Annotated in this window: 10 protein-coding genes; 5 read left to right on the forward strand and 5 right to left on the reverse strand. The window is 74.4% G+C overall.

Going from position 1 to position 13928, the window contains the following annotated elements; all coding sequences use genetic code 11:
• The first annotated feature begins 90 nt into the window (after nucleotides 1-90).
• Together ACFU95_RS05630 and ACFU95_RS05635 are read left to right on the forward strand one after the other, a co-directional pair.
• Nucleotides 91-1047, forward strand: a complete 957-nt coding sequence (locus ACFU95_RS05630) for an NAD-dependent epimerase/dehydratase family protein (RefSeq protein ID WP_383822139.1) — start codon at nucleotides 91-93, stop codon at nucleotides 1045-1047.
• A gap of 64 nt (nucleotides 1048-1111) precedes the next feature.
• Nucleotides 1112-1903: an SDR family oxidoreductase gene (locus ACFU95_RS05635; protein ID WP_383822141.1), complete on the forward strand. Its 792-nt coding sequence runs from the start codon at nucleotides 1112-1114 to the stop codon at nucleotides 1901-1903.
• Between the two features lie 7 nt (nucleotides 1904-1910).
• Here the strand turns inward: ACFU95_RS05635 and ACFU95_RS05640 are convergent, their stop codons facing one another.
• The 5 genes from ACFU95_RS05640 to ACFU95_RS05660 form a co-directional block, all read right to left on the reverse strand.
• Entirely contained in the window at nucleotides 1911-3800 is a 1890-nt protein-coding gene (locus ACFU95_RS05640) for a hypothetical protein (protein ID WP_383822144.1), read from the reverse strand.
• Nucleotides 3801-3844: 44 nt separating this feature from the next.
• Complete coding sequence (locus ACFU95_RS05645) at nucleotides 3845-4789, reverse strand: hypothetical protein (RefSeq protein ID WP_383822146.1); 945 nt, start codon at nucleotides 4787-4789, stop codon at nucleotides 3845-3847.
• Nucleotides 4790-4815: 26 nt separating this feature from the next.
• Complete coding sequence (locus ACFU95_RS05650) at nucleotides 4816-7302, reverse strand: Hsp70 family protein (RefSeq protein ID WP_383822148.1); 2487 nt, start codon at nucleotides 7300-7302, stop codon at nucleotides 4816-4818.
• Between the two features lie 42 nt (nucleotides 7303-7344).
• Nucleotides 7345-7917 carry a hypothetical protein gene (locus ACFU95_RS05655; RefSeq protein ID WP_383822150.1) on the reverse strand — a complete coding sequence of 191 codons (573 nt, stop codon included), beginning with the start codon at nucleotides 7915-7917 and terminating at the stop codon, nucleotides 7345-7347.
• 115 nt (nucleotides 7918-8032) lie between these two features.
• The gene (locus ACFU95_RS05660) at nucleotides 8033-9421 is read right to left on the reverse strand and encodes an Hsp70 family protein (protein ID WP_383822153.1); all 1389 of its coding nucleotides are present in this window, start codon (nucleotides 9419-9421) and stop codon (nucleotides 8033-8035) included.
• 160 nt (nucleotides 9422-9581) lie between these two features.
• Here ACFU95_RS05660 and ACFU95_RS05665 point away from each other — a divergent pair, with 160 nt between their 5' ends.
• Genes ACFU95_RS05665 through ACFU95_RS05675 form a run of 3 tightly spaced genes read left to right on the forward strand, consistent with a single transcriptional unit; the run spans nucleotide 9582 to nucleotide 13919 of the window.
• Nucleotides 9582-11489: an AAA family ATPase gene (locus ACFU95_RS05665; RefSeq protein ID WP_383822156.1), complete on the forward strand. Its 1908-nt coding sequence runs from the start codon at nucleotides 9582-9584 to the stop codon at nucleotides 11487-11489.
• On the forward strand, nucleotides 11482-12708 hold the full coding sequence (locus ACFU95_RS05670) for a serine/threonine-protein kinase (protein ID WP_383822157.1): 1227 nt from the start codon (nucleotides 11482-11484) through the stop codon (nucleotides 12706-12708). Before ACFU95_RS05665 ends, ACFU95_RS05670 begins: the two co-directional genes overlap by 8 nt.
• Nucleotides 12705-13919: a hypothetical protein gene (locus ACFU95_RS05675; RefSeq protein WP_383822160.1), complete on the forward strand. Its 1215-nt coding sequence runs from the start codon at nucleotides 12705-12707 to the stop codon at nucleotides 13917-13919. The genes ACFU95_RS05670 and ACFU95_RS05675 overlap by 4 nt, the downstream gene beginning before the upstream one ends.
• Nucleotides 13920-13928: the final 9 nt, after the last annotated feature.

Below are 13928 nucleotides of genomic sequence, written 5' to 3' on the forward strand. Positions count from 1 at the left end.
AGGGGGCGCGGGTGCGATTGACCTTCGGCGGGTCCGTCACCGACTGTTGAGCGCGGCGCGCGGATCCGCCGGCCAGAGGGAGGGCCCACCTTGTCAGCACGCATCCTCGTCACCGGAGGCAGCGGCTTCGTCGGACGTCATGTCGTCGCGGCCGCCCGGGAGGCGCAGGGCGACACGCCGCCCCCTGTCCGGCTCGCGCTGCGCGATCCGGCGAGCCCGCCACCCGGGGGCGGCCCGCTCGACGGCACCGCGCCGGTGGACGTCGTACGGGCGGACCTGACCGACGCGTCGTCCCTGCGCGGAGTCTGCGCCGGCGTCGACGTCGTCCTGCACTGCGCCTCCCACGTCGGCGACGACGAACGGCTCACCGCGGCCGTCAACGACCACGGCACCCGCGCCCTCGTCGAGGAGGCGACGCGCGCCGGAGTGGCCCGCGTCGTCTACGTGAGTACGGCCGCCGTGTACGGACGGGGGCCCTTCACCGGTGTGCTGCCGGGGGAGGCGCCGCTCGCACCGGCCTCGCCGACCAGCCGCTCCCGTGCCGCGGCCGAGCGGCATGTGCTGGACGCGGGCGGGGTCGTGCTGCGCCCGCACCTGGTGCTCGGGGCCGGCGACCGGTGGGTGGTGCCCGGGCTGGTCGCCCTGTTGGGGCTGCTGTCGGCGGGCCTCAAGGGCTGCGCCGCCCGGCACTGCGTCGTCGACGTACGGGCGTTGGCGCGCGCGGTGGTCGCCGCCGGGCTGTCGGAGCGGGTCCCGGCGGGCGTCCACCACGTCAACCACCCGGATCCGGTGAGCAGTTCGGAACTGCTGGACACGGTGGCCGACCGGCTCGGCCCGCGCCTGTCCGGCGCGCCGCTGGACCTCGACGAGGCCCGGACCAGGCTCGCCGGGCAGCCACGCGCGCTGCACCACCTCGGCATGCTCGCCGTGGACCACTGGTTCGCGGACGACGGCTTCTGGGCGGGCGCGGGCGTCGACCCCGGAGCCGGATTCGCCCCGAGCCTTGCCGAACACACCTCCTGGTACAGGCAGTTCCTGGACCGCTGACGGCAGGGTCCCCCTCACCCTCCCCCCTCCGTACTTCCTCCATCTCCGAGCACACGGGGTCTTCGTGGACATCGAACGCGCACTGACCGGCAGGACCGCACTGGTCACCGGGGCCGGCCGCGGCATCGGCCGGGCCATCGCCACCCGGCTCGCCCGCGACGGGGCACTGGTCGCCGTCCACTACGGACACAGCGTGGCCGCCGCCCTGGAAGTCGTCGCGGAGATACGGCAGAACGGCGGACGGGCCTTCCCCCTCGGCGCCGAACTCGGGGTGCCGGGCGACGCCGCCGCCGTCTTCGACGCCTTCGACGCGGGGCTGCGCGAGGAGCGGGGCGACGAGGCGGGGGAAGCCGAGGGATCCCTCGACATCCTGGTCAACAACGCGGGAGCGAGCGGGTCGGGGCCGGTGGGGCAGGCGGTCCCCGAGATCTTCGACCGCATGATCGCCGTCAACGCCAAGGCGCCGTTCTTCCTCGTGCAGGGCGCGCTGCCGAGGATGCGCGACGGCGGCCGCATCATCAACATCTCCTCCCTCGCCACCCGGCGGGCCTTTCCCGAGTCCCTCGCGTACGCCATGTCCAAGGGCGCGCTGGACACGATGACGCTGGCTCTGGCCAAGGAACTCGGCGGGCGCGGCATCACCGTCAACACGGTCGGGCCGGGGTTCATCGAGACGGACATGAACGCCCGGCGCCGGACGACCCCCGAGGCGCGGGCCGCGCTGGCCGCGCGGTCCGTCTTCGACCGCATCGGCACACCCTCCGACGTGGCGGACGTGGTGGCGTTCCTCGCCTGCGACGACTCCCGCTGGATCACCGGCCAGTACCTCGACGTCAGCGGTGGCACCGACCTGTGACCAGACCTCACAGAAGGTCGCGGTAGCGCGAGAGGAACTCGGCCCGCTGCTCGGGGGACATGCGCATCAGCGCGTCGCGGACGGACGACGGCAGGTAGGACAGCCGCTGGTCGTCGACGCCCCGTGACGCAGCGAGCGGGTTCGACGCCCCGAGCCCGGACAGCGGGGACAACCGGTCGTTCCCGTAGATCCGTTCCGCGTACTGGAAGCCGCCCAGGTTCTTCGTGACGAGCCGGCGCGTCCTGCCCTTCCTGGCCACGGTCAACGCGGTCTTGAGCAGCCGGATGCTCCGCTGTTTGGGCGCCGCGACCTCGGGGACGAGCGCCACGGCACAGTTGTTGAGGAGCACCGCCGTCCGGTCGCTGAGGCGGGACGCGGCGAAGCGGATCTTCCACGCCCTGCACTCGCTCAGCTTCCTGATCCGCGGCAGCACGCGTTCCTCGATCTCCGCGGCGGCGCGCTCCGGCTTGTTGCCGCTCAGGTGTTCCTGAGCACGCTTGAGGCCGGACAGGGTGGCGTCGAGCGCCTCGGTGTACGGGCCGAGGCGGGAGTGGTCGTCGAGCCGCCGCCGGTTCTTCCTGACGAGTTTGCGCGCCTGCCTCGTCTCGACCAGCTTCGCCGCCTCGTCGAGCAGTTCGAAGCTCTCCCGCGCGGGCGAGGGCGCGGTGCCGGGAGACAGCGCGATGGCGCAGTTGTTGAGCAGGATCGCCGTCGCGTCACCGAGCCGGGCCGCGCCCCGCCGCTTTTCCGCGTCCTCGCTCTGCCGCAGCTCGGTGAGGACCGGCAGCACCCGGCTCCGCATCTCCGCGACCGCCCGCTGGGCCTGGTTGTCGTCCAGGAGCGTGCGGACCTTCTCCAACGACTTCACGACCGAGCCGAGCGCCAGATGCTTCCGGTTGCCGGTGACGATCCGGCGGGTCTCGTCCGTCTCGGCCAGCGCCAGGGCCAGTTCGAGCAGCCGGGCGTCCTCCCCGGCCGGCAGCGACGGGCCGGAGCCGGGGGAGATGACGCAGTTGTTGAGCAGCAGCGCCGCCCGGTCGGCCAGCTTGCCGACGGTGCGCCGTACACCGTCGGCCTCGAAGGCACGCAGCCTGGTCAGCTGCGGCACGATCTCCTTCTCCACGATCGACACCGCGCGGACGGTGTGCTCGGCCTGCTGGTCACGGGCGCGGTCCAGCGCGAGCCGCGCGGAGTCCAGCTCGGGCCGCAGCTGCTGCTCGACGGCCTCGCCCAGCAGCCGCTCACCCGCCCATGACCAGGCGCCGAAGAGCCCGGTCATCCGCTGGGGCGCCGCCGCCCGGGCGGCGAGCACCGCCAGGGGCGCCGTCAGGGTGCGGCGGAGCTCGTCCTCCAGCGCGGACAGGGCCGAGGGGGCCAGGCGGCGGTCGTCGAGTGCGCTGACGCGGTGCCTCAGATGGTCCCAGAAGCCGGGGTGGCCGAGCGCGCCCCGCCAGCCGGCGGCGGCCGCGCCCCAGCTGTCCTCACCCTCGGCGGGCGCCGTGCGGCCGGCCAGCTCCTCGTCGAGAACCCGGGCGTGGGCGCGTACGGCCGCGTCGTGCGCCCGGTGCAGCGCGGCGTCGCATCCGCAGGCCCCGTCGGGGGCGCCCCAGAGCCAGAACAGCTCGTCGACGATCCGGCGCTGCGGATGGTCGATGACGTCGAACGCGGCACCGTACTGCTCCACGCTCCGCCTGCCGGGCACGGGCAGCTCGCCCGGGGCGGGGATGTCCACCCCGGCTCGGGCGGCGGTGGTGATGTGCTGCTTCTGCTGACGGATCGTCCGGCGTGTCGCCATGGTGGAGATGCCGGTCACTCTGAAGGCGTTGCGCTGGTAGAGCTCGGGGACGGTGAGCTCGCGAAGGCGCTCCATGGCCACCGGTGCGGTGCCGTTCGGCAAGGCGTCCTCCCAGGTTCTGCGAGGTCGACGGCGCGTGCGCCGTGCTACGAGGCGGTCTGCGGGGTCAGGATCAGCGTGACGGTCCGGTTCGCCGCGTCGGTGTCGTGCGGGGCGTCCCGCTGCTCGGCGCTGGCGACGGCGAAGCCGGTGAGCGGGCGGCCACTGGCGTCGCTGAGCACGCGGGCGGCGGCCATGGCCCGCCACAGGGAGGTCACCGAGCCGCCGGCGGTGGGCGCTTCGGGCACCTGCGCGATGTGCCCGAGGACCTCGACGCGCAACTGCTGCCGCTCGGCGAGGCGCTCGCCCAGCCGGACCAGCCGCGCCGCGCCGGCGTCGGTCAGTTCGGCGCCCTCGGAGAACAGGCCCTGCTCGAAGACCACTTCCACGGAGTCTTCGTGCCGCTCCACCCGGGCCCCCGGCGTACGGACCTCCCGCGCCAGGGCGTCGAGCGCCTCCGTACGCCGGGCCGCGGCCTCGGCCGTGGCGCGCTCCCGCTGTTCCGTCAGCTCCCGCCGCACGTCCTGCTCGGCGCGGGCCACCGCCGCGGGGTCGGACCGGGCCGCCCGGGCGTCGGACGGCACCCGCGTGGTGAGTCCCCACGTCGCCGCCGTGACCGCGCCGGCGCACAGGACGGCGGCCACGGCGGGCCTGAGCCGGTGGCGGGCGCGGCCGAGGGCGCCCACCGGGCCCCGGCGCCGGAACCGCCGGATGCGGGCCAGGCCGGCCGCGGCGGACTCGTCCCGCGGGTCGTCGTCGAGCAGTTGACGCCAGCACCGCTCGGCCTCCGCCCGCTCACCGCGCTGGGCGTGCACGCGGGCCCGCAGATCGATGACGTCGCGGTGCCGGGCGACGGCACCGTCGTCGTAGCGGTCCAGTTCCCGCAGCGCCGCGTCCAGGTCACCGGAGCGTGCCGCCGCGGCGGCCCGGGCCACCACCAGCTCGGCCCGCAGCTCGGTGCCGGCGTCGTGGTCCGTGCGGGGCTCGGGCACCGTCCGCCTCGTGAGTTCCGTCGCCGTCACCAGACACCGCCGTCCCGCTCCACGGTCGGCCCGGTCGGCTTGAGATCCGGCGGCAGCATCTCGATGAGCTGCTGGACGACGTCCAGGAGGGCGTCCCGGTCGCGGGCGGCGACCGCCCGCCTGCCCCGCGCGATCGCGGCCTGGGCCTCGGCCCGCGGCGTCATCACGTGGCCCATCCTGGACAGCTGCTTGAACAGGTCGTACTCCAGCTCGCCGGTGGCGCGCCTCAGCTCGGCACTGAGCTCCCACGCCTGCTTCAGCAGCCGCTCCAGCTCGGCGATGTCGGCGTCGCTCATGGCCTGGTTGGCCAGGCGGCGCAGGCGTTCCAGTTCCTGCCGCTCGGCCGTGCCGCCGCCGCGCCGGAGCAGGCCCTCGCACTTCCTGACGGCGTCCCCGAACTCCAGCATCAGCCGCGGTGCCTCGACGGCCTCGCGCTCGATGCGGTCGAGCTGTGCCGTGAGGTCACGGAGGCGCTGGGCGCTCTCCAGGCCGGCGCTCATGTCGGTGGCCGCATGGTCGATCATCGTCCGGAGCCGTGCCATGTCCTCGGACAGCTCCCGCAGGACGGCCTGCGCGTCGGCGGCCCGGGAGTCCCGCACGCGTTCGGTGAGTTCTGCGGCCCGCCGCTCCAGGCCGCGCAGAGCGGCCACGAGCTCCGCGTGCTCCGGCTGGGCGCCTTCGAGCCGCACCTCGGCCTCGAACTCCACCCCCATCGTCTCCACGATGGCCCTGGCCTGCCCGATCTTGCGGACCTCGTAGGTCACTTCGACCTCGCTGCCCTCCGGGAGGTCGTAGCGCAGGTCGCTGCGGCGGAAGGTGACCTCGCCGACTTCCTTGTTGTTCCCGGCCTCGTCCTCCTCGCCTTCGAGAAGGGGAATCCGGATGACCGCGTCCGGGTTGTCGCGGGTCAACGCGATGGTCGTACGGAACATGTCGCCGTCCTGGACCGGCAGGGCCGCCCCCCTGTTGAGGATCCGGCCGAAGCTGCCGTCGTACTTGCCGATGCCCAGCGAGTGCGTCAGGACCGGCCCCGGCGCCAGGGTGTTGGTGTGGGTGATGGACAGCGTGTCGGGCGTGAGCTTCTGCCGGGCGCCCGAGGCGTCGGTCAGCTCCACCGTGAACCGGGACTTGGTGTCCGGGGTGATGGTGACGGTGGTGTAGAAGGCGCCGTTCGCGTTGAGGGCGACCTGCGGGCCGTGGAAGGCCGGCGTGCCCTCCGGGTTGTGCAGGGAGACGGTGCAGCCGGTCCAGTCCACCCGGCCGGTGCTGTGCAGCGTCCCGGCCACGGGGACCTGTGTGGTGTCCAGCGACTGCGGTTCGTAGTGCAGATCGGCGGTGAACTCACCGGCGCGGGGGCGCGGACGGGTCGCGGGGGCGCGCACCGTCCCGGCGTAGATCGCGGCGCCGCGGGCGACGACGGTGGCGGGGTCCTGGCTGTGGTCGAGCGGGATGCCCAGGCCCTCCCGCGGGTCGGCGAGCAGCTCACGCAGACCCGGAGCGAGCGTGGCGCCCCCGACGAGCAGCAGCCGGTCGATGTGGTCCGGCCGCATGGAACTGTCGGCCAGCGCCTTCCGGCACAGGTCGATCGCCCGCGTGTAGAAGGGAAGAGCCAGGTCGTCCAGGGCACCGCGGGTCAGGGTGTACGAGAACACCTGCTCGGCACCGTCGTCGTCCTTGAGGTCGACGAACAGCTCCGCCGTCCCGGCCCGGGACAGTTCGATCTTGGCGGCTTCGGCGGCCGCCTTCAGCTTGGCGAAGTTCGTCCGCCACCGCGCGTTGCCGCGGACGAAGTCCCGCAGCCCGAGGTCGTGTCCGGCGGCCGGCGCCAGCAGTTCGTCGACGACGGCCCAGTCGATGTTCTTCCCGCCCAGGTGCGCGTCGCCGGCGTGCTGAAGCAGCTGGAGCTCCCCGTCCCGCTTGCTCATCACGGCCGCGTCGAACGTGCCGCCGCCCAGGTCGAAGACCATCCAGTGGGCGGACTCGGTGGCGTTGTCCACTCCGTAGGCGAGCGCGGCCGCGTTCGGCTCGTGCAGCAGCGGGCAGTCCTCCCCGAGCCCGGCCAGCACCGCCGCCTTGCCGGTGGCGTTGGCCTGGTTCAGCGCGAACGCCGCGGGCACCGTGATGACGGCCACCGCCGGCGGCTCGCCCAGCTCGTGCGCGACGTCCTGGCGCAGCGCCTTCAGCACCTCGGCGGACAGCTGCTCGGGCGTCAGCGACACCCCCGCCCGGCGGAAGCCGAACGCGGCGCCGCTCACGCCCATCCGGAGCTTGAACTCGGAGTGCGCGTCGTCCGGATCGGCCTCCACCCGCTGGCGGGCCCGGTAGCCGACGTGGGTCATGCCCTCCCGTGGCATCCAGACCGCGGACGGGGTGTAGTCCCAGCCGTCGTTGTTCTTGATGATCCGGGATCCGCCGTCCTCCGCCACCGCGACGGCGCTGTTGGTGGTCCCGAGGTCGATGCCGAAATCGATGGTCTCACGCATCTGGTCTCCCCTGCCGAATCCGCGGTCGGCCGTGTGTGCGAGTCATTGAAGAGGCGGCCTGCCGACGACGACCTCACCCATCTGGATGCGGCGTCCGCGGAAATAGACCGAGGGCAGAAAGGTCTCCAGGACGACCTCACGGGTGAGGGCCGGGTCGTCCTCGAACGACAGGACCTTCAGCGACAGGCCGGGGTCGTAGTCGTCCCCGTCGTGGTCCTGGATCCTGAGCTCGATGCCCTCCTGGAGCGCCTGGCGCGCCGTCCGCACGCTGCGGCCGATCTGCCGGGAGGTCCTCCCCGGCCCGTCGTCCTGCTGCTCCAGTTTCCGCCCCGCCTTCCACACGCCGGTGGCCGCTTCGGCGAGCCGGGCGGTGTCGACGTTCTCCGGCGGGGCGGACGCGGACGCGGCGGACCGGCGGGCGGCCGCCCGGGCGGTGGCGATGTCCGCGTGGGCGGACGCGAGATCCGCGAGGGCGGTGTCGAGTACGGCGAGGTGGCCGACGATCCGCTCGCGCTGGTCCGCGTCCAGCCGCTCCGGGGCGATGCGGAACTCCCGGGGGTGCTTCCACTGCCGGTACCAGCCGGTCAGGCGGTCCCGCGTGTGTCTCGGGTTCACATCCCCACCCCCTGGCGCCCGCTGAAAGGCACCCCGTCGATCGTGCCGGGCCCGTCCCGCCGGACTATGGCAGCGCCTCTTCGGGAGGGGTCCCGAACGTGTCCGTCCCGGGCGTTCACCGCCGGAACTCCCGGATCAGGGCACCCTCGAACCGCCGTATCCGCTCAAGGAGTTCACGCAGCAAAGCGGCGGCGCGCGGGCCCCCTCCGGTCCCGTGGACGTCCTCGAACCGGTCGACCGCCAGCCACAACGCGCCCACCAGCGTCCGGAACCCGTCCGCCTCCTCCCGTCCGGCCCGGTCGAGGCGGCCCTCGCAGTCGCCGAGCGCGCCCCGCAGCTCACGCAGCAGGCCGGCGATCTCGTCGGGGGCGGCGGGGCCCGGCCGTCGTACGGGCGCGCGTACGGTGCCGGCGTGGAGGGCGGCGCCGCGGGCGACGACGGTGGTGGGGTCCTGGCTGTGGTCGAGCGGGATGCCCAGGCCCTGCCGCGGGTCGGCGAGCAGCTCGCGCAGGCCGGGGGCGAGCGTGGCGCCCCCGACGAGCAGCAGCCGGTCGATGTGGTCCGGCCGCAGGGAACCCTCGGCCAGCATGATCCGGCAGCACTCCACGGCACGGGCGTACGACGGCAGCGCCAGGTCGTCCAGGGCGCCGCGGGTCAGGGTGTACCAGAACGTCCGCTCGCGACCGCTGTCGTCCCTGAGATCGGTGATGATCTCCGTACTGCGGGCCCGGGACAGTTCGGTCTTGGCGGTTTCGGCGGCCGCCCCGAGCCGGGCGAAGTTCGTCCGCCACCGCGGATCGCCGCGCACGAAGTCCGCCAGCCCGAGGTCCCTTTCGACGGCCGGCGCCAGCAGCCCGTCGACGACGGCCCGGTCGATACTCGCCCCGCCCAGCCGCGGGTCGCCGACCTGCCGCAGCAGCCGGAACCCGCCGCCCCGCCCCGCCACCACGGCGGCCGTGAAGCCCGCGCTGCCGAGAGCGAAGACCATCCGGTGGCCGGACTCCCAGGCGCCGTCCGCGCCGAAGGCGAGCGCCGCCGCGACCGGCTCGGGGAGCAAGGGGCAGTCCCCGCTCAGGCCCGCCAGCACCGCCGCTCCGCGGGTGGCGTCGGCCCGCTCCGCCGAGCAGCCCGCCGGGACCGCGATGACGGCGGCGGCAGGCGGTTCGCCCAGTTCGTGGGCGGCGTCCCGGCACAGCGACCTCAGCACCTCGGCCGACAGCTGCTCGGGGGTCAGGGAGACGCCCGCCCGGCGGAAGGGGTGGACGGCGCCTGCCACGCCCAGCCGGAGCCCGAACCCGGCGTGCGCGTCGTGCGGATCGGACGCCGCCCGCTCACGGGCCCTGCGGCCGACGTGGGCCGTTCCCTCCCGCGGCATCCACACCGCGGACGGTGTGCGGTCCCGGCCGTCGCTGTTCTTGAGGACGCGGGCCCTGCCGTTCTCCGCCACCGCGATGGCACTGTGCGCGGTCCCGAGATCGATCCCGAAATCGATGGTTCCACTCATACGCCGCCCCGACTCGTCCGGCACTCGGACCGGGGTATCAAGCCCGCTTCGGGAGGGGTCCCAAGGAGGCATGGCTATAACGGCACCGGCGGTCCGGCACGGGCGACAGACGCACGGGGCGCCTCATACGGCGCAGTGTCTTCGGGGGGAGGGTCCGACGTTGCCGAACCTGGGGATCGACCGGCTGGACCCGGCGCTGCTGGCGGCGACCGACCGCCTCTCCGGTGCCGTCGCCGCGGCCGTCGAGACAGGTGCCGCCCAGGTCGCCCCGTCCCATCTGCTGATCGCGCTCGGCCGTGTGCCCGGCAGCGTGGCGGCGGGGCTCTTCGGCCGGAGCCGTATCCCCGTGGAGGCGTTCGTGGAAGCGCTGCGCGCCCAGAGCCCGCCGCGCCACGGGCTGCCGCCGACGGAGCTGACCTACCGCACCGCCGCCACCGGCACCCGGGAGGCGCTCGGTGCGCTGCCGCCCGCGGCAGGGGAGCGGGACCTGCTGGCCGCGGTCCTGCCCCGCCTGGAACCGGCCGCCGACCTGCTGCTGCGCGAGTACGCGCGCGCCGACCTCGACCAGTGGGTCCGCGAGTGCCGCGCCGAACCGGTCCCGGCGCGCGAGGTGTTCGGCGGTGACGGCCGACTGCTGCTCGACCGGTTCAGCCCCGGCGCGCGGCGTGTCCTGGCCGCGCTGGCCGCGCGGGAGGACGGCTTTGGGCCCGCGCCGCTGACCACCGCGCTGCTGCTGCGGGCCATGGCCGCGGTGCCCAACGGCCTGATCGAGCAGGGCTGCCACTTCCTCGGCCAGGACGTCCGCGTCCTGCGCCTGCGGATGACGTCCCTCACGGACGGCGGCTCCGGCTCCTCCGGCTCCTCCGACCCCTCCGGTCCGTCCGGTCCCGGCGGGGCGCTCTCCCGTGGCGGCCTTCAGGAACTGCTCGCGCGCACCCTGGAGAGCGCGGCGGCTGTCGCGGCACGGCGCGGCGGCGACCCGGTCGCCGAGCGGGACCTGCTCGCCGCGCTGCTCGACACCCCGGCCGGCCTGGCCGCGGGCGTCCTCCGGGACACCCGCGTCGACGTCACCCGGCTGCGCCGCTACGCCGAGGAGTACTACCGGGAACTCCCCGCCCAGGAGCCGGACACACCCGTGCACCTGCCGCCCCTGCACGAGTCCCTCGACCGGCTGCGCGAGCGTCTCATCGGGCGGGAGGCGGTCATCGACCGTCTGACGCCCTCCCTGGAGAGGATCACCCGGTCACTCAGGCGCGGCCTGCGCCTCGCGGACCAGCCCCTGGGCAGATTCCTGTTCTGCGGCCCCAGCGGCACCGGCAAGACGCTGGCCGCCCACGCGCTCGCCCAGGTCGTGTACGGATCCGAGCAGGACGTGCTCTTCTTCGAGATGGGGCAGTTCAACACCAAGGAGTCGATGAACAACTTCATCGGCGCCGCACCCGGATACGTCGGCTACGGCGAAGGCAAGCTCACCAACGGACTGCGCGACAACCCCCGGCGGGTGCTGCTCTTCGACGAGGTCGAGAAGGCGGACGGCAGGGTGCTCGACGCCCTCCTGCGGCTGCTGGACGAGGGACGGATCAGCGACCCCGCGGGACCGGTGCGCGACGCCCGGGACTCGGTGATCGTGCTCACCTCGAACCTCGGCGCCGCCGAGTTCGCGGGCCTGGCGCAGCCGGAAGCCGCCGTCCAGGTGCGGCGGATCATGGAGGGGTTCTTCCGGCCCGAGTTCCTCAACCGGATCGACGAGGTGGTCCTCTTCGAGACGTTCCGGCCGGAGGAACTCGAAGCCATCGCGCTCGGCGGGCTGAGGCGCCAGGCCGCCCGGATCACCGCGCAACTCGGTGTGGAGCTGTGCTGGAAGCAGGAGCTACCGGCGCGGATCGCGGACCTGGCGAGGACGCGGCGCCCGGCGGAGGCCGCCCGCGGCGTGAACCGCTACGTGGACGGGGTCCTCGCCCCGCTGCTCAGGCTGCTGGACGAGGCCGACGCCCGCGGGGCTGCCGTGGAACGGGCGCGGATCGTGCTCGACGGGGAGCGGCTGTCGGTGGTGAACGACGGTGACTGAGCTGCTCGACGGGCGCTACCTGCTGCACGAGACACTCGGCCGGGGCGCGTTCGGCACGGTCCACCGGGCCGAACTCCGCGTCCTCGGCCGGCCGCTCCGGCAGGTGGCCGTCAAGTTCTTCGACACCGGCCCCGAACCCGAGGTCCCGGCGGCCGAACTCCTCGGCGAGGCCGTGCAGTTGATCCGGACGGTGGACGAGTGCCCGGATCCGGTGATCCGCGACCGCTTCCTCACCTGCTACGACGCCGGTGTCGACACCGGCGGCACGGGACGGCCGTACCTGGTGACGGAACTGGCCCGCGGCGACCTGACCCGGCGGCTGCACGGCGGCCAGCTCCCGGCCGCGACCGTGCGCGACCACGCGCTCCAGCTCTGCCAGGGCCTCGCCTTCCTGCACCGGCGGGGCGTCGTCCATCTGGACCTGAAGCCGGGCAACATCCTCGTCTCGGCGTCGGGTTCGCTCAAGATCGGCGACTTCGGGCTGGCGCGCCGCGTCAGCACACTGCTGCGCCGCGCCCCCGCTGCCGGCGGGACGGCCTGGTACCTGCCGGCCGAGGTGCTGCAACTGCGGGAGGCGGGCCCCGAGGCCGACGTCTACGCCCTCGGCCTGACCTGCTACCAGATGCTCACCGGCCGCCTCCCGAGCCAGGACCAGCTGCGGGCCGCCGCGCCCGGGGACGGAGGCCGGGTCGACATCGACGCGCTCGTACGGCTGAGGCTGCGCGAGGTGGAGCCGCCCGGCGTCCGCAACCCGGAGCTGCGCGGCCACCCGCTCGAAGCCGTGGTCATGCGGGCCCTCAGCCCCCTGGCCACGGACCGGTACCCGGACGCCGGCGCTGTCCTGCGCGCCCTGGACGAGACCGCCCCGGCACCGGCCCCGCCCCGCACCCCGACACCGCGGCGACGGGCCGAGGAACTGGCGGCGCACCTCGGGGCGGCGATGCGGCGCGGCGACCTCGGCCTCGCGCACGAGCTGCGGTGCGAGGCGCTCGACCTCAACCGGGCACTGCCGGACACCGCGATGGTCGCCGAGGTCTACCTCCTCGCGACCGAACTGGCCCTGCTCCGCGACGACCCCGGCGAGGCACGGGCGACGGCGACCGAGGGACTGGGCAGGCGCCGCTGCCGGGTGACGTACCAGGCGATGGCCACGGCCTACGCGGGCACCGAGCTGGGCCGCGGCTTCGCCCGGCGCAGCAGGGAGGGGACGAGCCGATGACAGCCGTGCTGGAGACCCTGGCCGCGGAGCTGGAGCGACTGCGGGCCGAGCTCTGCGCGCTGCTCCCCGCCGAGCCCGAGTCCGCCTACGCGGCGCTCTGGCAGGGCGGGGAGCGGCAGCCGTGGACCCGTACCGCGATCAGGCTGTGGGAGCGGGAGGACGGCGAGGACACCGAGGTCGTCCACCATCTCGCCGTCGCGCACCACGCCTGCGCCTACGACCTGGAGGCGGCCGGCGACGACGCCGCCTTCGGCCACTTCGAGCGGGCACTGCGGTACTGGGCCGTGCTGTACGGGGAGCCGGACTTCTGGCGGCGGATGCGGGAGCGCCTCGACGACGCGCAGGGCGCCCCGGTGCCGGACGAGGTCGTGGCCGAGACGCGCGCACGGCTGCCGTACCACCTGCTGGAACCCCATCTGACCCTGGCCGCCGGACTGCGGCTCACGGATCCCGGCCGGGCCCGGCGGCATGTGCGACTGGTGACCGGCTCGGCGTTCCCGCACGCGACCGTGGCCGAGGCGCGCGCCGGCCTCGTGCGCGACGTGCTCGACGGCGTCCCCGCGGCGGTCGCCGAAGGCAGGTTCGCCGAGACGATCGACGTCCTTCAGTCATGGTTGCTGCTGGACCCGGACAGCCACGACCTTCTGCGCGCCCTCCTGTTCACCAGCCGGAGCTGGGTCGAGCGACTGCGGGAGGAACCGTACGCGACACGGCGGGCGGACGACCTGCTCCGCCGCGTGGACGCCCTCGTCCGGCCCGTGCTCGGCCGTGTCGCCGCGCCCGGCGGTGAACTCGCCAAGGAGCTCGCGCGGCACGAGTTCCTGCTCGCTCTGCGGTCGTTCGGAGCGCTCGGGACGACCACGCCCTCGCCGGACGCGCTGGGCTCGCTGCCCGAGGTCGAGCGGGCCCGGGGGCGCGCCCGGGACGCCGTACACCACGTGGAGCGGGCACTGGAGCTGTACCCGGAGATGGGCGACGACCCGCGCTACGCCGAGGCGGCGGAGCTGCGCGGTGACGGGCTGCCCGGGTTCCTGGCGTGGCTGGACGCCGTGGAGGCGCAGTTCCTGCTCACCGCCTTCCGTATCGGCGACCGGGAACTGTCCCGGGCGCGCCTGCTCCTCGACGCGGCCGGGGCGTACGCGGCCGCCGACCCGGGGCTGGAGGAGTTCGTCCGCTCACTGGAGAGCCTGCTCTCGGTGCGGCGGGGCTAGGAGAGATGA

The sequence above is a fragment of the Streptomyces sp. NPDC057623 genome, assembly GCF_042800355.1.
GTDB lineage: Bacteria > Actinomycetota > Actinomycetes > Streptomycetales > Streptomycetaceae > Streptomyces.